Below are 20629 nucleotides of genomic sequence, written 5' to 3'. Positions count from 1 at the left end.
TCAGGCCTCGAACGGACGGGCCGGCCAGGGCGCCTCCGCCGGACGCAGCGCGTCGATGCCGTCCCCGCCGCGCGCGGCCGCCAACGACAGCACGCCCACCACGAGGCAGTTGTTGTGCACGTCGCCCGCGAGGACCGCCCGGACGAGCTCGGCGACCGGCACCCGGGCGTGCTCCATGTCCGCCTCCTCGTCCTCCACCTCGAAGCGCTGCCCGTCCGCCTCCGACAGGCCCCGGGCCAGGAAGATCCGCACGGACTCGTCACAGCCGCCGGGCGTCGTGTACACGTCGGTGAGCACCCGCCAGTCCTCGGCCTTGACGTGCGCCTCCTCGTACAGCTCGCGCTGGGCCGCGTGCAGCGGGTTCTCGCCGGGCACGTCGAGCAGGCCGGCCGGGATCTCCCACAGCTTCTGCCGCACGGGGTGGCGGTACTGCTTGATCAGCAGCACGCGGTCCTCCTCGTCGAGGGCGAGGACGGCCACGGAGCCGGGGTGGACCTGGTAGTCCCGGCGGACCACCGAGCCGTCGGGCATGACCACCTCGTCGGTGCGCACCGAGGTCTTGCCGCCCACGAACGGGGTCTGGGTGGCCCGGATCTCCCACGCCTGGGGAGTGTCCTTGATCGTCATGCCCTGCGTCCTTCCACATGCCACCTGCGCAAACGAAAACCGGGGCGCCAACCCTTGAAGGTTTGCACCCCGGCAACCGTACAACCGGTGTGTTACTTCGAAGTCTTCCCCGCGGCGACCTGCCGCTCGACCGCCGCCTTCACCAGGCCGGCGAACAGCGGGTGCGGACGCGTGGGCCGCGAGCGCAGCTCGGGGTGCGCCTGCGTGGCCACCAGGTACGGGTGGACGTCGCGCGGGTACTCGACGTACTCGACGAGCTTGCCGTCCGGCGAGGTGCCGGAAAACAGGATGCCCGCCTTCTTCTCCAGCTCCGCGCGGTAGGCGTTGTTGACCTCGTAGCGGTGCCGGTGGCGCTCCTCGACGTACTCCTTGCCGTCGTAGACCTCGCGGACGATCGAGCCCTCGGCCAGCTTCGCCGGGTACATGCCCAGCCGCATGGTGCCGCCCATGTCGCCCTCACCGGCGACGATGTCGAGCTGCTCGGCCATCGTGGAGATGACGGGGTGACCGGTGGCCGGGTCGAACTCGGTGGAGTTGGCGTCCGAGATGTCGAGCAGGTTGCGCGCGGCCTCGATCACGATGCACTGCAGACCCAGGCAGAGCCCCAGCAGCGGGATCCGGTTCTCGCGGGCGTAGCGGATCGCCCCGACCTTGCCGAGCACACCGCGGTCGCCGAAGCCGCCCGGGATGCAGATGCCGTCGACGTCGGCGAGCTGCGCCTTGGCGCCCGCCGGGGTCTTGCAGTCGTCCGAGGTGACCCACTTGATCTTCACGCGGGCCTTGTGGGCGAAGCCGCCGGCGCGCAGCGCCTCGGTGACCGACAGGTAGGCGTCGGGCAGATCGATGTACTTGCCGACCAGCGCGAGGGTGATCTCGTGGTCGGGGTTGTGGACGCGGTCGAGCAGGTCGTCCCAGGTCGTCCAGTCCACGTCGCGGAACGGCAGGTCCAGCTTGCGGACGACATAGGCGTCCAGACCCTCGCCGTGCACGGTCTTGGGGATGTCGTAGATCGAGCGCGCGTCGGGGCAGGCGACCACGGCGTCCTCGTCGACGTCGCACATCAGCGAGATCTTGCGCTTGATCGCGGTCGGCACCTCGCGGTCGCAGCGCAGCACGATCGCGTCTGGCTGAATACCGATGTTCCGAAGGGCCGCGACCGAGTGCTGGGTCGGCTTGGTCTTCAGCTCACCCGAGGGACCGATGTACGGCAGGAGCGAGATGTGAACCACGAAGACGTTGTCCCGGCCGACCTCGTGCCGGACCTGGCGGACCGTCTCCAGGAACGGCAGCGACTCGATGTCGCCGACCGTGCCGCCGACCTCCGTGATCACGACGTCGACCTCGTCCGTCGCCATGCGGCGGATGCGGTGCTTGATCTCGTTGGTGATGTGCGGGATGACCTGGACGGTGTCGCCGAGGTACTCGCCGCGCCGCTCCTTGGCGATCACCGTGTTGTAGACCTGACCTGTGGTGACGTTGGCGGAGCCGTCGAGGTCGCGGTCGAGGAAGCGCTCGTAGTGGCCGATGTCCAGGTCCGTCTCGGCGCCGTCGTTGGTGACGAACACCTCACCGTGCTGGAAGGGGTTCATCGTGCCCGGGTCGACGTTCAGGTACGGGTCGAGCTTCTGCATGACGACGCGCAGACCCCGCGCCTTGAGCAGCATGCCGAGGCTGGAGGCCGTCAGACCCTTGCCGAGCGAGGAGGCGACACCCCCGGTGACGAAGATGTGCTTGGTCGTCGTGGATTTGGGCGTCATGGCCAAGAGGGGGCTCCCGTGGTCGCGATTTGGGGGTGCGGTTCGGGGGCTTCGAGACCACCGGTCCACGGGCTACCAGGGTATCAGCGCCTCGGAGAGATGGCTTCCGGCCACGCTCCGCGCACGGCCCGACACGGGCAGCCGTCCCCGCACCGGTTTATCACCCGTTGCTCACCCGTTCGGCCCACCCGCGTTGCCGCGAGCGGCACGCAGATCATCTACGTGCGTCGTATCCTGCTCGGACACTCGCTGCCGAGCCCGGCCGGCAAGACGGCACACCCCAGCCCGTATCCCACCGGAACAACGAGAGCTCGTCAGTTCGTTGAGCAATAATCGGCGTTTTGCCCTGAGGGCCGAGCGGCTGCTTTGCTTCAGCGCTCAACGACGCATTACAAACGACCCCTTGACCGCACTAGCGACAGCCCCCGTTCTCGCGGGGGCGACGTGGCCGTTCGACTGGAGTTGCACGTGGCCGGGCGCATCGAAGACTACGCACTCATCGGAGACATGCAGACCGCTGCCCTGGTCTGCCGTGACGGGACAGTGGACTGGCTGTGCCTGCCCCGCTTCGACTCGCACGCGATCTTCGCCGGTCTGCTCGGCACGGAGGAACACGGGTTCTGGCGCCTCGGGCCCGCGCACGCCTCCGACGCCCCGCCGCCGCGCGCGGCCCGGCGGACCTACCGCGGCGACTCGCTGATCCTGGAGTCCGAGTGGGACACCCCGCGCGGCACGGTCCGGGTGACCGATTTCATGCCCCCGCGAGACGGCGCGCCCCAGCTGATCCGGATCGTCGAGGGCGTCTCGGGCCGGGTCCCGATGCGCTCGGCGCTGCGGATGCGGTTCTCCTACGGCCGGGTGGTCCCCTGGGTGCACAAGCACGAGGGCCGCACGGTGGCCGTCGCGGGCCCGGACTCGGTGTGGTTCGACACCGACTGCGAGACCTACGGCAAGGCGCTGACGACGTACGCCGACTTCACGGTCGCGCCCGGCGACCGGATCGCCTTCACGATCTCCTGGGAGCCCTCGCACAAGCAGCCGCCCGCGCTGCCGGAGCCGGAGCAGTCCCTGGAGGCGACCGAGGAGTTCTGGCGCGAGTGGGTCGAGCACTGTACGTACCACGGCCCCTACCGTGAGGCCGTGGTCCGCTCCCTGATCACGCTCAAGGCGCTGACGTACGGCCCGACCGGCGGCATCGTCGCCGCCCCGACCACCTCGCTGCCCGAGGACATCGGCGGAGTCCGCAACTGGGACTACCGCTACACCTGGCTGCGCGACGCGGCCATCACCCTGTCCTCGCTGTTGCGCACCGGCTACCGCGAGGAGGCCCGCGCCTGGCGCGAGTGGCTGCTGCGCGCGGTCGCCGGCGACCCCGAGAACCTGCAGATCATGTACGGCATCGCGGGCGAACGCGAACTGGGCGAGGCCGAGCTGGACTGGCTGCCCGGCTACGAGAACTCCGCCCCGGTCCGGGTCGGCAACGGCGCGGCGCACCAGCTCCAGCTGGACGTCTACGGCGAGGTCACCGAGGCCCTGCACCTGGGCCACATGACGGGCCTGGCCCGCAACGACTACGCCTCCCTGCTCCAGCTGAAGCTGATCCGCTACCTGGAGAAGCACTGGGACGAGCCCGACGAGGGCATCTGGGAGGTGCGCGGCCCTCGCCGCCACTTCGTGCACTCCAAGGTCATGGCCTGGGTCGCCGTCGACCGCACGATCAAGCTGATCGAGTCCGGCGACGCGGACGGCCCGCTGGAGAAGTGGCGCGAGCTGCGCGACGACATCCACCGGGACGTGTGCGAGAAGGGCTACGACAAGGAGCGCAACACCTTCACCCAGTCCTACGGCTCGAAGGAGCTGGACGCGTCCCTGCTGCTCATCCCGCAGATGGGCTTCCTGCCCCCGGACGACAAGCGCGTGATCGGCACCATCGAGGCGATCCAGCGCGAGCTGTCCACCCCGGACGGCTTCATCCTGCGCTACCCGACCTCGGGCGGCGACGAGGGCGTGGACGGCCTGCCCGGCGACGAGGGCGCCTTCCTGGCCTGCTCGTTCTGGATGGCGGACGACCTCGCGATGATCGGCCGGGTGGACGAGGCCCGCAAGCTGTTCGAGAAGCTGCTCTCGCTGCGCAACGACCTCGGTCTGCTCGCCGAGGAGTGGGACCCGCGCCTGCAGCGCCAGGTCGGCAACTTCCCACAGGCCTTCAGCCACGTCCCGCTGATCGACACGGCTCTGCGCCTGACGGCGTCGGGCGCGTACGGCGGCTGATCCCGACAGGGCGACGGCGTCCGGCGGCCGAACAGGGCCGCCGGTCCCGTCCCGTCCCGCCGCGCCGGGCGGGGACCGGATCCGGTGGACCGGGATCCGGTGGACCGGGATCCGGTGGACCGGGATCCGGTGGGCTACGCATCGCCCCGCGGGCCGCGACCGGGCACAGGCCCACGGCCCGCCACCGCCCGGCCGCGCGGTGTCCGACCGGGTCCGCGGCTGTCACCGCGCCGTGGGCGCAGGTAGCGTCCGCTGCATGGACAGCCGCACGGACCACCGATTCGACAGCCAGAGCGCCGGCATCACCGTGCAGCGCGCGCTGGAGCTGCCCGGCCTGCGCAGCGGGCTGCCGGAGATCCTCGCGGGCGGCGAGCGGCTGGACCGCACGGTGCGCTGGGTGCACGCGGGCGAGGTCCCGAACATCGCCTCGCTCCTCAAGGGCGGCGAACTGCTGCTGACCACCGGCTACGGCCTCGGCACCCGACCGGCCGAACAGCGGGCGTTCGTGCGCACCCTGGCCGAGCGGGGCATCGCGGCCCTGGTGATCGAGCTGGGCCCGCGCTTCGCCCGGCTGCCCGCGGCCCTCGTGGAGACGGCACGCACAACCGGGCTCCCGCTCGTCCAACTGCACCGCGAGGTGCCGTTCGTGACGGTCACGGAGGAGGTCCACACCGAGATCGTCAACGGGCACTACGCGCTGCTCCAGCGGGCCGAGGAGGTGCACCGGCGCTGTACGCAGGCCCTGCTCGGCGGCGGCGGGATCCCTCAGGTGCTGGGCATCCTGGCCGACTTCGGCGGCAACCCGGTCTTCCTGGAGACGACCGACGGCCAGCTGCTGTATGCGGCCGGGGAGGGCCCCGAGGGCGCGGACCCGCTCCAGGTGTGGGAGGGCCTGCGCGGCCCGCACAAGGACGCCCCGCCGCCCGCCGGTTCGGTGCTGGTGGACGTCCCCGGGGGCGGGCCGGGGACGGGTTCGGTGCGCGCCCGGCTCGTGCTGCTGCCCGTACGCGCCCCGCTCGCCCCGGTGCACCGGATCGCGGCCGAACGGGCGGCCGGGATCCTGGCCGTGGTGCTGATGCAGGCCCGCCAGGAGGAGGAGCTCGCCGCGCGCGGCCGGGGCGACTTCCTGACCGACCTCGCCGAGGGCCGGATCGCCGCGGAGGACGCCCCGGCGCAGGCGCGGGTGTTGGGCTTCCGGCCCGGCGCCGGTCCGCTGCTCCCGGTGGTCATGCGGCTGGGCGAGGGCATCTCCCCGGGCGGGGGCTGGGCGGTGCTGGCGCGGGCGGTCGCCGAGGAGCTGGCGTCGGTGGGCGTGCCGGTGCTGCTGGGCGTGCGGCCGGTGGAGGGCCGGGTGCCGGTGCTGCTGGGGCTGCGCTCGGAGTCGGAGCGGTCGGCGGTGGCGGAACGGGTCGCGGCGGCGCTGCGGGCCGGGGTGGAGCGGGCCGGCATGCAGCGGCCCGGGGCCCCGCCGCCGGTGGTGGTCGTCGGCGTGGCGGGCGGCTGGGCGGCCGCCTCTGCGGGCCTCAGACACGCCGCGGAGACGGCGACCGCCGCACAGGGTCTGCCGGACCGGCCCTGGTACGACGCCCGCCGCCTGGACATCGACCTGCTGCTGTGGAGACTGCGCGACCACCGCGACCTGGCAGCCTTCGTGGACCGTGCGATCGGCCCGGTCCGCGATCACGACCAGCGTTCCAGGCCGCCGCTGCTGCCGACCCTGGAGACCTATCTGGCGCACGCCGGCCGCAAGGCGGAGACGGCCCGTGAGCTGCACCTGAACCGCCAGACGCTCTACAACCGCCTCGCCCGCATCGGCGAGTTGCTCGGCACGGACCTCGACGACCCGCAGACCGTGCTGGCATTGAGTCTGGCGCTCCGGGCCCGACGGCACGTGCCGCAGGTCTGACGCCGTCGGCCGGTCATCGTCTGCGGCCACCGTAGCGGTCAACCGTCAGCCGTCAGCCGTCAGCCGTCAGCCGCTGATCGTCGACCGCTCACCGCTGCCGTTCACTCTCCGGCCCTCGTCGCCATCGGCCGGCCGCCATCGGTCTCTCTGATCGTCGGCCGGCCGGCGTCATCCCCTCTGGTCTTCGGCCGGCCGGCGTCAGCCCCGTGATCGTCGGCCGGCCGGCCTCAGCCCTTGCCGTCTTCGGCCGGCCGCCATCGGCCCGTTTGGTCCCGGCCGACCGGCGTCGGCCCCCGTGGTCGTCGGCCGGTCGCCGTCGGCCCTGCGTTCGGCTCAGATCATCGGTCGGGGCTGGGTGAGCTCGTCGTAGACGCTGAGCACCTGGGCGACGGTCTCGTCCTCGGTGGGCCAGGTGGCCGCCTGGCCGGTGCCCAAGTCCCGCAGGTGCTCGGACCGTTCGGGATCGCCGAGAAGCTCGACGACGGTGCCGGCGAAGGCCTTCGGGTCGCCGGGCGGCACCAGTGCGGCAGCGTCGCCGACGAGTTCACGGATGCCGCCGGCGCGGACCGCGACGAGCGGCACGCGCGCGTGCAGGGCCTCCTGTGCGAGGACCGAGCGCGACTCCCCATCGCCGGGCAACAGCGCGAGGTCGGCGGCGGTGAGCAGTTCGCTCACGTCGTCCCGCAGCCCGACGAGCCGGACCGGCAGCCCCTCGTCCTCGATCCGGCGCTGGAGCTCCGCCCGCTGCGGCCCCTCCCCCGCGATCACCACCAACGGCGCCGGATCCAGTTCGCGCCACGCGCGCGAGGCGTCCAGCAGGAGGTCGTAGCCGCGGTGCCGGTCCAGGGAGCCGACCGCCATCAGCAACGGTCGGCCGATGGCGCCGAGTTCGGCCCGCAGCTTGGAGGGCGGCTGCTCGGACTCCTCAGGTCCCTCGGTCCGCGGGGGCCGGGGCAGCGCCACGGCGGCGAGCCGTGCGTCGCGGGCTCCCGTCCGGCGGGCCCGGTCGACGAGGTCGGAGGTGGTGCCGAGGACCACCGCGGCCGTCCTCGCGACCCGCCGCTCCAGCAGCCGCAGCAGGTGGGCACGGGCGCCCTCGGCGTGCGCGCGGTTGTGCCAGGTGACGACGAGCGGGGTGCGCCGGCCGCCGAGCGCGAGGGTGGCCCGGAAGGAAGCGTGCAGTCCGTGGGCGTGAACGAGGTCGGCGTCCGCGCAGGCTGCCCTCAGCGCCGCCACGGACCCCGGGTCGCTGCTGCGCGGCACATGGACGTGTTCGGCCCCGGCACCCGTGAAGTCGTAGGCGTCGTCCGCGTCGGCGGGGGCGCACACCGTCACCCGCACGCCCCGCGCGACGAGCCCCGCGGCCAGGGAGCGCACATGCGCGCTGCTGCCGGCGTTGCCGCCGCCCAGCACCTGCACGGTGCGCAGCGACGACTGGCCGTGCGGTGAGTGGCTGCTCACGTGGCCGGGGCTCCTGGTTCGGCGTCGGACGGTCACGAAGGAACGTACTGAAGGACCGGGCGGAGGGGTGGACCGCTGGCGTTCCTCCACGCACTACGCCCAAGGATGCCAGGACGTACGGGTGTTCCGTGCCGCCGAGCACCCCGGGACCGGGCAACAGACCCCCTCGCATCACCCACACGGGTGAAGGAAGCAAGGGTTCCGTTCGATTACCGGCGTTCCGCTCGCCCCGGTTCCCGGCAACCCGGTTCCCCTGACCCCCGCCCCGGTACCCCTGAGCCCCGCCCCGGCTCCACCCACAACCTCCCCCACTGACCCGGACGCCACCCGAAACCCCGCGGGGCGGGCGGTACGGGTCACCCCGTACCGCCCGCCCCGCGCCCGCTGCGCCTGCCGTGCGCGCCGGCCGTGGCCGTGCGCCGCTACCCGTCCGCGCGAGCCGTGGCGAGGAGCTCCTCCGCGTGCGCCCGGGCCGTCTCGGAGTCCTCCTGCCCGGCGAGCATCCGGGACAGCTCCCGGATCCGGTCCTCGCCCTCCAGCACCTTCACGCCCGACCGGGTGACCGACCCGTCGTTGGTCTTCTCGACCAGCAGCTGGCGGTCGGCGAAGGCGGCCACCTGAGGAAGGTGGGTGACGACCACGACCTGGGCGGTCTTGGCGAGCCGTGCCAGCCGGCGCCCGATCTCGACGGCCGCCTTGCCGCCCACGCCCGCGTCGACCTCGTCGAAGAGATAGGTCGGCACGGGATCCGTCCCGGCGAACACGACCTCGACGGCGAGCATCACGCGCGAGAGCTCACCGCCGGACGCGCCCTTGGCGATGGGCCGCGGCGGCGCGCCCGGGTGCGGGGCGAGCAGCAGCTCGACCTCGTCCACGCCGGCCGGCCCGTAGGCGACCGGACGACCGCCGACCTCGACGCCCTCCGGGTCCTCGGTCTGGCGGATGTCGAACGACACGCGCGCGTGCGGCATGGCCAGCGAGGCCAGCTCGGCGGTCACGGCGGCGGCGAAGCGCTCGGCGGCCTCGGTGCGCGCGTCCGTCAGCGCCTGTGCCAACCCGCCGAGTTCGGTCCGCAGCGCGTCCCGCTCGGCGGTCAGCTCGTCGATGCGCTCGTCGTCGCCGTCCAGCTCGGTGAGCCGGGCGGCGCTCCGCTCGGCCCAGGCGAGGACGGAGTTCACGTCCTGGCCGTACTTGCGGGTGAGCGCGGTGAGCGCGGCCCGCCGCTCCTCGACGGCCGACAGCCGCAGCGGATCGGCGTCGAGGTCGTCGGCGTACCCCGCGAGCTCTCCCGCGACGTCGCCCAGCAGGATCCCGATCTCCCCGATCCGGTCGGTGAGCGCGGCCAGCGCCGGATCGTGCGACCTGACGGCCTCCAGGGCCCGCTGTGCGCCCGCGACGAGCGTGGCGGCGTCGATGCCCTCGGGATCCTCCGGATTGCCTGCCAGGGCGGCGTGCGCGGCCGTGGCGGCCGACGACAGCGCCTCCGCGTGCCCGAGCCGCTCGGCCTCCTCCGCGAGCTCGGCGTCCTCCCCGGCACGGGGTTCGACGCCGGCGATCTCGTCGAGCCCGAAGCGCAGCATGTCGGCCTCCTGGGCCCGCTCACGCGCGCGGGTGACGATCTCCTCCAGCTCGACGGCCACGGCCCGCAGCCGCCGGTAGGCCTCGGTGTACTTGGCGAGCGGCACGGTCACGGCATCGCCCGCGTATCGGTCGAGGGCCTGCCGCTGCCGGGACAGCTTCAGCAGCCCCTGCTGGTCGGTCTGCCCGTGCACGGCCACCAGCTCGTCGGCGAGCTCGGCGAGCAGGCCCATGGGCACGCTCCGCCCGCCCACGTGCGCCCGCGACCGCCCCTCGGCGGACACGGTGCGGCTGATGAGCAACGCCCCGTCGTCGAGCTCGGCCCCGGCCTCCTCGGCGCGTACGACCACCGGGGCGCCCGCGGGCAGGGTGATCCGCCCCTCCACGACCGCCTTCTCGGCGCCGATCCGCACGAGCGCGGGATCCGCGCGTCCGCCGAGCAGCAGTCCGAGGCTGGTGACCACCATGGTCTTGCCCGCGCCCGTCTCACCGGTGACGGCGGTGAAGCCGGGCGACAGCTCGACGACCGCGTCGTCGATGACCCCGAGCGACCGTATCCGCATCTCCTCCAACACGGGGAAGACCTTACGAGGTCGGAGAGGGAAAGTGCGAGGCACCCTGTCACCCGGGCGAGTGGACGCGCCTTTCCCGCCCCCGCGAGCGCTAGTGCCGGGCCCCTCGCCATCCCGAGACGGGCAGGGCGAACTTGGCCACCAGCCGGTCGGTGAACGAAGCGTGGTGCAACCGGGCGAGCCGCACCGGCACGGCGCCCCGCCGGACCTCCACCCGGGCCCCCGGAGGCAGTTCGAAGGTCCGCCGGCCGTCGCACCACAGGACCCCGGGCGGGATGTGCGGCAGCAGCTCGACGGCGAGCACCGAGTTCGGCGAGGTCACGAGCGGCTTCGCGAACAGCGCGTGAGCGCTGATCGGCACCATCAGCAGCGCCTCCACCTCCGGCCACACCACGGGCCCGCCGGCGGAGAAGGCGTACGCGGTGGACCCGGTCGGGGTCGACAGGACGATCCCGTCGCACCCGAACCCGGTGACCGGCCGCCCGTCGATCTCCAGCACGACCTCGAGCAGCTTCTCGGCGCCGGCCTTCTGCACCGCCGCCTCGTTCAGCGCCCAGTCGGTGTGCACGATGTCCCCGTTGCGATGCACGACGACGTCGACGGTCATGCGCTCCTCGACCTCGTACGCCTTCGTCACCACCCGGTCGACGACCTTGTCGAGGTCGTCGCGCTCGGCCTCGGCGAGGAAGCCGACGCTCCCGAGGTTGACGCCCAGCATCGGCACCCCGGACGCCCGCGCGAACTCCGCGCCGCGCAGCAGCGTGCCGTCACCGCCGAGGACGATGAGCAGCTCGCACCCCTCCAGGCACTGCGGGGTGGCCTCGGCGACCAGTTCCACGTCGTCCGGCACATGCAGGTCGGACGCCTCGTACTCCAGTACGCGCACCCCGATGCCCTCGCGCAGCAGCCCCTTGACCACCAGCTCGGCGCTGCGGATGGCCGCGGGCCGCCCGGTGTGGGCGAGCAGGAAAACAGTACGAGCTCGGTTCTGACTCAACGCGGCCCCTCCGCAACTGCACGGTCGACGTCGGCCGGGTCAAGGGCAGGCGCCCCGGCCCGGAGCCACAGAAAGTACTCGACGTTGCCCGAGGGCCCGGGCAGCGGACTGGCGGTCACACCGCGCACCCCGAGCCCCAGGTCCCAGGCCTTCGCCGCCACACCCCGAACGGCTTCCGCCCGCAGCTGCGGGCTGCGCACGACGCCCCCGCTGCCGAGCCGTTCCTTCCCCACCTCGAACTGCGGCTTGACCATCATCACCAGGTCCGCGTCCGGCTTCGTGCACCGCTTCAGGGCCGGCAGCACCAGCCCGAGCGGAATGAAGGACAAGTCCCCCACGACAAGATCCACAGGCTCCCCATCGATCGCTTCAAGCGTCAACTCGCGTACGTTCGTACGGTCCTTGACGGTGACGCGTTCATCGCTGCGAAGAGACCAGGCGAGTTGTCCGTATCCGACGTCGACGGCGACGACGTGCGCGGCCCCCGTCCGCAGCAGCACGTCCGTGAACCCGCCGGTCGACGCGCCGGCGTCCAGCGCCCGCCGCCCCCGCACCGCCAGTCCCTGCGGTACGAACGCCTCCAGGGCGCCGGCGAGTTTGTGCCCGCCGCGGGACACGTAGTCGGGGTCGGCGTCGTCGACGGCGACGACGATCGCGGCGGCGGTCTCGACCTGCGTGGCCGGCTTCGTCGCGACGGTCTTGCCGACGGTGACCCGGCCGGCGGCGATCAGCTGTCCGGCATGCTCGCGCGAGCGCGCGAGCTTCCGGCGGACCAGCTCCGCGTCCAGACGACGACGTGCGACTCCTGCCACGTTCGGTTCAGCTCCTAGTGCCATACGAGGGTGAGGGCGCCCTCTGGTCGTGCGACGGCGAGGGCGCCGGGGGTCCCGGGCGGGCGTCGAGCGCGGTCAGCGCGTCGCGCAGCCCCCGGTGTACATCCTCGTACACCTCGACGTGTCCGTCGGTGGCGAGGTGGTCGGCGTCGGCGAGCCGCTCCAGGTGCGCGTCCACGTCGGCGTCGCCGGTGGGGACGCGGGTGACGCCCAGCGGCGCGGGAGCGGCGGGGTCGTACTCCTGCTCCGGCCCCTCGGGCGCGGGCTGCGGGCCCGTCTGCGGCACTGTGTCGCTCATGCCCAGACGCTACCCCGAACGCCTGGGGTACCGTCGGTCGCGATGGCCACGACCGAGGAGTGCCGCGCCGCACTCGAGAAGCTCTCCCAGAACATGCAGAGCGCCGAAGGGGACGTCCGGGCGGCCACGGCCCTGGACCGCTCGGTGAGCTGCCGGATCACCGACCTGGACGTCACGTTCGTCGGCCGCATGACGGACGGCCGGATCGTGGTGCATGACACCCTGCTGGGCCCTCCCCGGGAGAAGGCCCAGATCCGGCTGACCATGTCCGGCGACGACCTGGTGGCGCTGGTCGCCGGCGAGCTGAACTTCGCCAAGGCGTGGGGCTCGGGCCGGGTGAAGCTGGAGGCCGGCCTCAAGGACCTGTTCCAGCTCAGGAAGCTTCTGTAGCCACGGCCCGCCGGGCGTCGGCCCGCGCCCTGCGCGCCGCCGGAACCACCAGCGGCGTTCCCGTCTCAGGGTCGTCGATGACCTGGCAGCGCAGCCCGAAGACCTCCTCCACCAGTCCGGCCGTGACGACGGCGGCGGGCGCGCCCTGCGCGATCACCTCGCCGCCCTTCAGGGCGATGAGATGGGTGGCGTACCGGGCCGCGTGGTTGAGGTCGTGCAGCACGGCGACGAGCGTGCGCCCCTGCTCCTCGTGCAGTTGGGCGCACAGGTCGAGGACGTCGATCTGGTGCTGGATGTCGAGAAACGTGGTCGGTTCGTCGAGGAGCAGCAACGGCGTCTGCTGGGCGAGGGCCATCGCGATCCACACGCGCTGGCGCTGCCCGCCGGACAGTTCGTCGACGTACCGGTCGGCGAGCTCGGCGACCCCGGTCTGCGCCATCGACTCCTGCACGACCCGCTCGTCCTCGGCCGACCACTGCCGCAGGATGCCCTGGTGCGGGTAGCGGCCGCGCCCCACCAGGTCGGCGACGGTGATCCCGTCGGGCGCGATGGACGACTGCGGCAGCAGTCCGAGCGTCCGCGCCACCGCCTTCGCGGGCATCGACTGGATGACCTGCCCGTCCAGCAGCACCCGGCCCCGGCTCGGCTTCAGCATCCGGGACAGCGCCCGCAGAAGCGTCGACTTGCCGCAGGCGTTCGGGCCGACGATCACGGTGAAGGAGTTGTCCGGTATCTCCACCGACAGCTGTTCGGCGATGACCCTCTGGTCGTAGGCGAGGGTGACGTTCTCGGCGGACAGGCGGTTCACGGTGCTCCTTCGGTTGTTCTGTTCGGCCGAGCGGCTGTGGTGGTCGAACGGGCCGCTCATATGCGGCCCGCCTTGCGTTCGGTGACCAGGAGCCACAGCAGGTAGACCCCGCCCAGCACTCCGGTGACCACGCCCACGGGCAGCTGTCCGTCGCCGAAGAGCCGCTGCGCGGCCCAGTCGGCGATCACCAGCAGGGCGGCGCCCATGCACAGGGACGCCACCAGGTTCGGTCCGGGCGAGCGGGTCAGCCTGCGGGCGAGCGGCGGCGCGGTCAGCGCCACGAAGCTGACGGGCCCCGCCGCGGCGGTGGCCGCCGCGGTGAGCAGCACGGCGGCCACCATCAGCAGCAGCCGCACGCGCTCCACGCGCACGCCCAGCGCGTGGGAGACGTCGTCGCCCATCTCCATCATCCGCAGCCCGCGCGCGTTGGCGAGGACGAGCGGAACGAGCACGCAGGCCAGCGCGAGCAGCGGCCAGACCTGCTTCCAGTCACGGCCGTCGAGGGTGCCGGTCATCCACACGACCGCGCGGGACGCGTCGACGAAGTCGGCCTTGGTGAGCAGGTAGCCGTTCACGGCCGTCGCGACGGCCGAGACGCCGATGCCCACGAGCACCAGCCGGTACCCGTGCACGCCCCGCCTCCACGCCAGCAGGTAGATGAGGGACCCGGTCACCAGACCCCCCACCAGCGCGCCGACGGTCACCTGGGTGGCGCTCCCCGAGAACAGCACGATCATCACGAGCGCGCCGGCCGTCGCCCCCTGCCCGAGTCCCAGGACGTCCGGGCTGCCCAGCGGGTTGCGCGACACGGCCTGGAACAGCGCCCCGCCGAGCCCCAGCGAGGCGCCGACGAGGAGCCCCACGAGCACGCGCGGCAGGCGCAGTTCGTTCACGATGAACTCCTGCCCCGCGTCGCCCTCGCCGAGCAGCGTCCTCACCACGTCACCGGTCGAGATCGGGAAGTCGCCGGTGCCGATCAGCAGCACGCTCGCACCGAGCGCGGCGGCCGCCAGCAGCACGACGACGAGCAGCGCCCGCACATCCACCCGGACGGAGAGCCCGCCGGGGGTGCGCAGAGCACGCGGGCCACGACGGCCGCGGGCGTCACGCGGGTCACGGGGACCGCGGAGGGTCTTCTGCTCGCTCTTCACAGCTGGGCCGTCCTCCGCCGTCGTACGAGAAAGATGAAGACCGGGCCGCCGATGATCGCGGTGATGATGCCCACCTGGACCTCCGACGGCCGGGCCACGACCCGGCCGAGGACATCGGAGCCCAGCAGCAGCACCGGGGCCAGGACGGCCGCGTACGGCATGATCCAGCGCAGGTCGGGGCCGGTGAACGAGCGCACGACGTGCGGGACCATCAGCCCGACGAACACGATCGGACCGCAGGCGGCGGTCGCGGCGCCGCACAGCACGGTCGCGGCGAGCATCGACAGCGCCCGGGTCCGGTTGAGGTCGGCGCCGAGCGCCTTGGCGGTGTCGTCGCCCATCGCCACGGCGTTCAGCGGCCGGGCGAGCGCGAGCGCCAGGAGCGTGCCGACCACCAGGAACGGCAGCACCTGCCGAATGGTCCCGTCGGTCGCCGAGGACAGCGAGCCCACCGTCCAGAAGCGCATCCTGGCCAGCGCCGCGCCGTCCAGGATCATCACGGCCTGCAGATAGCCGTAGAGCGCCGCGCTGATCGCGGTGCCGGCGAGCGCGAGCCGTACCGGCGTGGCCCCGCGGCTGCCGCCCAGGAACCACACCAGTGCGCCGACCGCGGCCGCCCCGAAGAACGCGAACCACACATAACCGGTCAGGCTCGTGACGCCGAAGTAGGAGATGGCGGTGACGACGGCGGCCGACGCGCCCGCGTTGAGGCCGAGCAGTCCGGGATCGGCCAGGGGATTGCGCGTCAGCGCCTGCAGCACCGCCCCGGACAGGCCGAGCGCGGCCCCGACGAGCAGCCCGAGCACGGTCCGCGCGAGCCGCTCGTCGACGACGACGTCCGCGTACGTGCCAGAGTCCTCGAACAGGCCGTGCCAGACCTGCGCGACGGACAACTCCTTGGCCCCGACGGCGATGCTCGCCACCGCCACCAGCAGCAGGACCGCCACGGCGGCGAGGAGTCCGGCGGAACGTATCGCCCGGCGGTTCGGGGGCGCGGGGGCGGTCTCCGCGCGCGGTACGGGAACACTGTCGACCAACACGCAGTTAGGTTAGCCTACCCTGCTATTTGGTCGGTGCCCTGGTCCGTCCCGGGGCCGGCTGCCCTTCGGCGCCTCACAGGCCGAGCCGCGCCAGGGCCTTCCCTCCGTCCAGCCCACAGGCTCCGTCCCCCGCAGCCGTCCAGGCCGCCGCGCACAACGCCCGCAGCCCGTCCAGGGCTTCGCCCTCGCCCGCCAGCTCGAGGCGCTCGGCTCCCGCGGTCGCGGTCCAGCCCCCGCACCGGAAGCCGTCCCCCTCCGCGCACACCTCCGGCTGTCCGGTGAGCATCCCGCGCAGGTCGCCGTCGACGTACGTCGGCCGGTGCTGCGGCGGCGCGGCGAGCAGGTGCGCCCCGTCGGTGACACCGGTGAGGACGAGCAGCGAGTCGACCTCGCCGTTGAACGCGCCCTCGATGTCCGTGTCCAGCCGGTCCCCGACGACCAACGGCCGCTCGGCTCCCGTCCGCAGGATGGTCTCCCGGTGCATCGGGGGCAGCGGCTTGCCCGCGACCTGCGGCTCGGCGCCGGTCGCGATCCGCACCACCTCCACGGCCGCCCCGTTGCCCGGCGCGATCCCCCGTCCGCTGGGGATCGTCAGGTCCGTGTTGGACGCGAACCACGGCACCCCACGCGCGACGGCGTACGAAGCCTCAGCGAACCGCCCCCACGGCAGGTCGGGACCGCCGAACCCCTGCACCACGGCCGCCGGATCGTCGTCCGCCGACTCCACCGGCTCGAGCCCGCGCTCGCGCAGCGCGACCCGCAGTCCCTCCCCGCCGATCACCAGCACCCGCGACCCCGCCGGCACCTGCTCGCTGATCAGCCGCGCCACGGCCTGCGCAGAGGTGATGACGTCGTCGGCGCCGGTCGGTATCCCCAGCTCCGACAGATGACCGGCCACCGCGTCCGGCGTGCGCAGCGCGTTGTTCGTGACGTACGCGAGCCGCATTCCTCCCGCCCGCGCGGCGGCGAGCGACTCGACGGCGTGCACGATCGCGTTCCCGCCCGCGTACACCACCCCGTCGAGATCGAGCAGAGCCGTGTCGTACGCCTCGCTCAGGGCCTGCCCCCTGCCCTCCGGTCGCGTCCTGACGCTCCGGCTCATTACACATCGCTCCTCGCTCGATCTGCTTTCCCTCGATCATCCCGCACGCCGCCGACACACGTACGATGCCGGGATGAACACAGCAGGTCCCCCTGAGGCAACGGTGCCCCGAGGCCTGGAACTCACCCCGTTCCGAGGCCTGCGCTACGACCCCGACCGGGTCGGCAGTCTCGCCGCCGTCACATCCCCGCCGTACGACGTGGTCGTGCGCCCCGACGGCCTGCACCACCTCCAGGACGCGGACCCGTACAACATCGTCCGTCTGATCCTGCCTCAGGCCACCGATGCGGCCGCCCGCAACGAACAGGCCGCCGACACCCTACGCCGCTGGCTGGCCGAGGGCGTCCTCACGGCCGACTCCGAGCCCGCCCTGTACGTCTACGAGCAGCGGCACTCCGACGGCATGCTCCAGCGCGGCCTCATCGGCGCCCTGCGCGTCTCGGAACCGTCGGAAGGGATCGTCCTCCCCCATGAGGACGTCATGCCGCACGTCGTCGCCGATCGCGCGGCCCTGATGCTCGCCACGCACGCGAACCTCGAGCCGCTCCTTCTCACCTACCGGGGCGACGGCGCCGCCGCGGAGAGCGTGGAGCGCGCGGCCGCCCTCCCCCCGCTCCTGTCCACCACCACGGAGGACGGCTACAGCCACCGCCTCTGGGCGATCACCGACCCCGCCGAGACCGCCCGCGTCCAGGAGGACCTCGCCCGGCACCAGGCCCTCATCGCCGACGGGCACCACCGCTGGGCGACGTACCTGCGTCTACGCGCGGAGCACCCTTCTCCCGGCCCCTGGGACCACGGCCTCGTCCTCCTGGTCGACACCGCGCGCTACCCCCTGCGCGTCCGCGCCATCCACCGACTCCTGCACGGTCTGCCGGTGACCGAGGCACTGGCCGCGCTCGACGGCCGGTTCCGCGTCCGGCGTCTGGACGTCCCCCTCCCGCAGGCTCTCGAGGCCCTGGCCGACGCCGCCTGCGCGGGCAACGCGTTCCTCCTCGCGGGCGACGGCGCCTTCCACCTCCTGGACCGCCCGGACCCGGCCCTCCTGGACCGCACGATCCCCGCCGACCGCCCGGAGGCCTGGCGCACCCTGGACGCGACGGTCCTGCACGCCACGCTCCTCGGCCACATATGGGGCATCCCCGAGGACGACCCCGCCCGCATCGCCTACATCCATGACACGGCCGCCACCGTGAGGAAGGCCGAACGCGACGGGGGTACGGCGGTCCTGCTCCACCCCGTCCGCGAGGAGGTCGTCCGCGACCTCGCCCGGCAGGGCGTCACGATGCCCCGCAAGTCGACGTCGTTCGGCCCGAAGCCGGCCTCGGGACTGGTCCTGCGCGCACTCGACGTCTGACCGCACGAACTCGACGTCCGAGCGCACGAAAAAAGGGCGGGACCCGGTTACCCCGGATCCCGCCCTTCGACCTGCGTCAGTCCTCGTCGCGGTCGGCCTTGCCGTCCGCCGCGTCCTCGACGTCCTCCGCCGCATCCTTCACGACGGCCCCGCCGGTCACGTCGTCGTCGTGGTCCTCGTCGTCCTCGTTCAGGGCGTCGACGAAGTCCACCCCGTCGAGCTCGGCGAGCCGGTCGGAGGCGTCGGTGCTGCCGTCCCGGTCCGCCTCGACGGCCTTGGCGAACCACTCCCGCGCCTCGTCCTCACGCCCCGCCGCGAGCAGCGCGTCGGCGTAGGCGTACCGCAGCCGCGCGGTCCACGGCTGGACGGAGTTCGACGCCAGCTCGGGGCTCTGCAGCGTCACGATCGCCGCGTCCAGCTGCCCCAGGTCGCGCCGGGCCCCGGCCGCGACGAGCCGCATCTCCACCTGGCCGGCCTTGTCGAGCTTGTGCACCTCGGGAGCGCCGGCCATGTCCAGGGCCTTCTCCGGCCGCCCGAGCCCGCGCTCGCAGTCGGCCATGACGGGCCACAGCTCCACGGAGCCGCTCATCCGCCGGGCCGCCCGGAACTCGGCGAGCGCCTCGCTGTACTTCTGGTTGGCGTACGCGGCGAACCCGCCCGCCTCCCGCACGGCGGCGACGCGCGACGCCAGTCGCAGCGCCACCTTGGAGTACGCGTAGGCGCGCTCGGGGTCCTCGTCGATCAACCGGGCGACCATCACCAGGTTCTTGGCGACGTCGTCGGCCAGCGTCTTGGGCAGGCTCAACAGCTCCTGCCGCACGTCCTTGTCGATCTCCTCGCCCGTGACGTCCTCCGGGATCGGCAGCCGCTTGATCGGCTCACGGTCCCGGTCCCGCTCGTCACGGAAGCGGCCACCGCCGCCACCGCGCCGGTCGTCCCGACGGTCGTCACGCCCGTCACGGCCCCGGAACCCACCGGGCCGTGCACCACGATCGTCCCGACGCGGACCGCGGGGGCCGCCCCTGTCGTCCCGACCGCGGAAGCCACCGCTCTCACCCCGGTTGTCGTCGCGCCGCCCGAAACCCCCACGGTCGTCCCGGCGATCGTCCCGCCTGTCGTCGCGACGGTCGTCGCGGCGGAAGGCGGGGCGGTCGCCACGGTCGTCGCGACGGAAGCCGCCACGGTCCCCACGGTCGTCCCGACGCGGCCCGCGGTCCCCGCGGTCGTCACGCTGGAACGCCGGACGAGAACCCCGCTCACCCTCACGACGATCATCACGGCGGTCATCACGACGGTCATCGCGCCGGTCGTCCCGTCGGCCGTAACCACCGCCGGCACCGGCACGATCGCGTCCCTGGCCGCCACCGAAGCCACCACGACTGTCATCGCGACGGAAGCCACCACGGCTGTCGTCCCGCCGACCGTAGCCGCCACCGCGATTGTCGTCGCGTCGGCCCTGTCCCCCACGGTCGTCGTCGCGGCGGAAGGCGGGGCGGTCGCCACGGTCGTCGCGACGGAAGCCGCCACGGTCCCCACGGTCGTCCCGACGCGGCCCGCGGTCCCCGCGGTCGTCACGCTGGAACGCCGGACGAGAACCCCGCTCACCCTCACGACGATCATCACGGCGGTCATCACGGCGGTCATCGCGCCGGTCGTCCCGTCGGCCGTAACCACCGCCGGCACCGGCACGATCGCGTCCCTGGCCGCCACCGAAGCCACCACGACTGTCATCGCGACGGAAGCCACCACGGCTGTCGTCCCGCCGGTCATCGCGCCTGTCGTCGCGACGGTCGTCCCGACGGAAGGCGGGGCGGTCGCCACGGTCGTCACGACGGAAACCGCCACGGTCCTCACGGCCGCGGTCGTCACGGCTGCCGCGGTCATCGCGACCCCGGTCGTCACGGCGGTCGTCACGGCGGTCATCTCGGCGGACGAATCCGCCGCGGTCGTTGTCGCGGCGGAAGCCGCCACGGTCCCCGCGGTTGCCGGCGCGGTCGCCGCGGTCCCCACTGTCCCGTCGCCGCTGGTCGCGCTCAGGTCGGTCGTCGGGAGAGTTGGTGGACATCGGTGACTCCTGTCTTCGGTACAGCAAACATTCTCGCGCACCCGGGTACCCGGCGCGCTCCAGAAAAACAAAAAAGGACCCCTGGTCCCAGCTGAACGCTGGGACCAGGGGTCCTTCCAAAGATTGTTCGGCGGCGTCCTACTCTCCCACAGGGTCCCCCCTGCAGTACCATCGGCGCTGTAAGGCTTAGCTTCCGGGTTCGAAATGTAACCGGGCGTTTCCCTCACGCTATGGCCACCGAAACCCTAATGGTTTCGAGCGAACAAGCACACTTTTTACTTGTTTTCAGCTCTAACCGGCAACGGTCGTTGCCTCAGAACTAACACAGTGGACGCGAGCAACTGAGGACAAGCCCTCGGCCTATTAGTACCAGTCAGCTTCACCCATTACTGGGCTTCCACATCCGGCCTATCAAC

The 20629-nt window shown here is 72.7% G+C and carries 17 protein-coding genes and 1 rRNA gene; 4 read left to right on the top strand and 14 right to left on the bottom strand.

Annotated elements, in window-relative coordinates:
- Positions 1-627 (bottom strand): NUDIX domain-containing protein, encoded by a 627-nt coding sequence (locus tag ACZ7DE_RS17565; RefSeq protein ID WP_470762094.1) that lies wholly within the window; start codon positions 625-627, stop codon positions 1-3.
- Between the two features lie 92 nt (positions 628-719).
- On the bottom strand, positions 720-2384 hold the full coding sequence (locus ACZ7DE_RS17560) for a CTP synthase (protein WP_470762091.1): 1665 nt from the start codon (positions 2382-2384) through the stop codon (positions 720-722).
- A 468-nt stretch (positions 2385-2852) separates the two neighbouring features.
- On the opposite strand from ACZ7DE_RS17560, the gene ACZ7DE_RS17555 reads away from it, so the two are divergent.
- Together ACZ7DE_RS17555 and ACZ7DE_RS17550 are read left to right on the top strand one after the other, a co-directional pair.
- Positions 2853-4655, top strand: coding sequence for a glycoside hydrolase family 15 protein (locus ACZ7DE_RS17555; RefSeq protein ID WP_470762810.1), 1803 nt, complete (start codon positions 2853-2855; stop codon positions 4653-4655).
- Between the two features lie 256 nt (positions 4656-4911).
- On the top strand, positions 4912-6561 hold the full coding sequence (locus tag ACZ7DE_RS17550; protein WP_470762089.1) for a PucR family transcriptional regulator: 1650 nt from the start codon (positions 4912-4914) through the stop codon (positions 6559-6561).
- Positions 6562-6894: 333 nt separating this feature from the next.
- Here ACZ7DE_RS17550 and ACZ7DE_RS17545 read toward each other — a convergent pair whose 3' ends face one another.
- The 5 genes from ACZ7DE_RS17545 to ACZ7DE_RS17525 all read right to left on the bottom strand — a co-directional run bounded on the left by ACZ7DE_RS17545 (position 6895) and on the right by ACZ7DE_RS17525 (position 12300).
- Positions 6895-8022 carry a glycosyltransferase family 4 protein gene (locus tag ACZ7DE_RS17545; protein ID WP_470762087.1) on the bottom strand — a complete coding sequence of 376 codons (1128 nt, stop codon included), beginning with the start codon at positions 8020-8022 and terminating at the stop codon, positions 6895-6897.
- Between the two features lie 422 nt (positions 8023-8444).
- Positions 8445-10163, bottom strand: coding sequence for a DNA repair protein RecN (gene recN / locus ACZ7DE_RS17540; RefSeq protein ID WP_470762808.1), 1719 nt, complete (start codon positions 10161-10163; stop codon positions 8445-8447).
- Between the two features lie 100 nt (positions 10164-10263).
- Positions 10264-11169: an NAD kinase gene (locus ACZ7DE_RS17535; RefSeq protein ID WP_470762086.1), complete on the bottom strand. Its 906-nt coding sequence runs from the start codon at positions 11167-11169 to the stop codon at positions 10264-10266.
- The gene (locus ACZ7DE_RS17530) at positions 11166-11981 is read right to left on the bottom strand and encodes a TlyA family RNA methyltransferase (RefSeq protein ID WP_470762084.1); all 816 of its coding nucleotides are present in this window, start codon (positions 11979-11981) and stop codon (positions 11166-11168) included. The genes ACZ7DE_RS17535 and ACZ7DE_RS17530 overlap by 4 nt, the downstream gene beginning before the upstream one ends.
- Positions 11982-11988: 7 nt before the next feature.
- On the bottom strand, positions 11989-12300 hold the full coding sequence (locus tag ACZ7DE_RS17525; protein WP_470762082.1) for a hypothetical protein: 312 nt from the start codon (positions 12298-12300) through the stop codon (positions 11989-11991).
- 42 nt (positions 12301-12342) lie between these two features.
- Between ACZ7DE_RS17525 and ACZ7DE_RS17520 the strand changes: the two genes are divergently transcribed.
- Positions 12343-12690, top strand: a complete 348-nt coding sequence (locus ACZ7DE_RS17520) for an SCP2 sterol-binding domain-containing protein (RefSeq protein WP_470762080.1) — start codon at positions 12343-12345, stop codon at positions 12688-12690.
- Here ACZ7DE_RS17520 and ACZ7DE_RS17515 read toward each other — a convergent pair.
- The 4 genes from ACZ7DE_RS17515 to ACZ7DE_RS17500 form a co-directional block, all read right to left on the bottom strand.
- Positions 12674-13558, bottom strand: a complete 885-nt coding sequence (locus tag ACZ7DE_RS17515; protein WP_470762078.1) for an ABC transporter ATP-binding protein — start codon at positions 13556-13558, stop codon at positions 12674-12676. The genes ACZ7DE_RS17520 and ACZ7DE_RS17515 overlap by 17 nt on opposite strands.
- Positions 13555-14574 (bottom strand): FecCD family ABC transporter permease, encoded by a 1020-nt coding sequence (locus ACZ7DE_RS17510; protein WP_470762806.1) that lies wholly within the window; start codon positions 14572-14574, stop codon positions 13555-13557. Before ACZ7DE_RS17510 ends, ACZ7DE_RS17515 begins: the two co-directional genes overlap by 4 nt.
- Positions 14575-14645: 71 nt before the next feature.
- Positions 14646-15689: a FecCD family ABC transporter permease gene (locus ACZ7DE_RS17505; RefSeq protein ID WP_470762076.1), complete on the bottom strand. Its 1044-nt coding sequence runs from the start codon at positions 15687-15689 to the stop codon at positions 14646-14648.
- A 73-nt stretch (positions 15690-15762) separates the two neighbouring features.
- Positions 15763-16791, bottom strand: coding sequence for an HAD hydrolase-like protein (locus ACZ7DE_RS17500; RefSeq protein ID WP_470762074.1), 1029 nt, complete (start codon positions 16789-16791; stop codon positions 15763-15765).
- 73 nt (positions 16792-16864) lie between these two features.
- On the opposite strand from ACZ7DE_RS17500, the gene ACZ7DE_RS17495 reads away from it, so the two are divergent.
- Positions 16865-18148, top strand: coding sequence for a DUF1015 domain-containing protein (locus ACZ7DE_RS17495; RefSeq protein ID WP_470762073.1), 1284 nt, complete (start codon positions 16865-16867; stop codon positions 18146-18148).
- Between the two features lie 76 nt (positions 18149-18224).
- Here the strand turns inward: ACZ7DE_RS17495 and ACZ7DE_RS17490 are convergent, their stop codons facing one another.
- From ACZ7DE_RS17490 to rrf, 3 genes are all read right to left on the bottom strand, one after another.
- The gene (locus tag ACZ7DE_RS17490) at positions 18225-18968 is read right to left on the bottom strand and encodes a tetratricopeptide repeat protein (RefSeq protein WP_470762071.1); all 744 of its coding nucleotides are present in this window, start codon (positions 18966-18968) and stop codon (positions 18225-18227) included.
- Positions 18950-20062, bottom strand: a complete 1113-nt coding sequence (locus ACZ7DE_RS17485) for a hypothetical protein (protein WP_470762069.1) — start codon at positions 20060-20062, stop codon at positions 18950-18952. The genes ACZ7DE_RS17490 and ACZ7DE_RS17485 overlap by 19 nt, the downstream gene beginning before the upstream one ends.
- Before the next feature lie 276 nt (positions 20063-20338).
- Positions 20339-20455, bottom strand: a 5S ribosomal RNA gene (rrf, locus tag ACZ7DE_RS17480).
- Positions 20456-20629 lie beyond the last annotated feature (174 nt).

The organism is Streptomyces sp. NPDC037083, assembly GCF_055606485.1.
Note: the sequence above shows the minus strand (reverse complement) of the source record. Positions and strands in the feature narration are given on the sequence as shown.

Excerpts from the sequence above, each read along its gene's own strand:
- ACZ7DE_RS17565 (WP_470762094.1), bottom strand. The coding sequence starts at position 627 with ATGACGATCAAGGACACTCCCCAGGCGTGGGAGATCCGGGCCACCCAG.
- ACZ7DE_RS17560 (WP_470762091.1), bottom strand. The coding sequence starts at position 2,384 with ATGACGCCCAAATCCACGACGACCAAGCACATCTTCGTCACCGGGGGT.
- ACZ7DE_RS17550 (WP_470762089.1), top strand. The coding sequence starts at position 4,912 with ATGGACAGCCGCACGGACCACCGATTCGACAGCCAGAGCGCCGGCATC.
- recN (WP_470762808.1), bottom strand. The coding sequence starts at position 10,163 with ATGCGGATACGGTCGCTCGGGGTCATCGACGACGCGGTCGTCGAGCTG.
- ACZ7DE_RS17525 (WP_470762082.1), bottom strand. The coding sequence starts at position 12,300 with ATGAGCGACACAGTGCCGCAGACGGGCCCGCAGCCCGCGCCCGAGGGG.
- ACZ7DE_RS17520 (WP_470762080.1), top strand. The coding sequence starts at position 12,343 with ATGGCCACGACCGAGGAGTGCCGCGCCGCACTCGAGAAGCTCTCCCAG.
- ACZ7DE_RS17515 (WP_470762078.1), bottom strand. The coding sequence starts at position 13,558 with ATGAGCGGCCCGTTCGACCACCACAGCCGCTCGGCCGAACAGAACAAC.
- ACZ7DE_RS17500 (WP_470762074.1), bottom strand. The coding sequence starts at position 16,791 with ATGAGCCGGAGCGTCAGGACGCGACCGGAGGGCAGGGGGCAGGCCCTG.
- ACZ7DE_RS17495 (WP_470762073.1), top strand. The coding sequence starts at position 16,865 with ATGAACACAGCAGGTCCCCCTGAGGCAACGGTGCCCCGAGGCCTGGAA.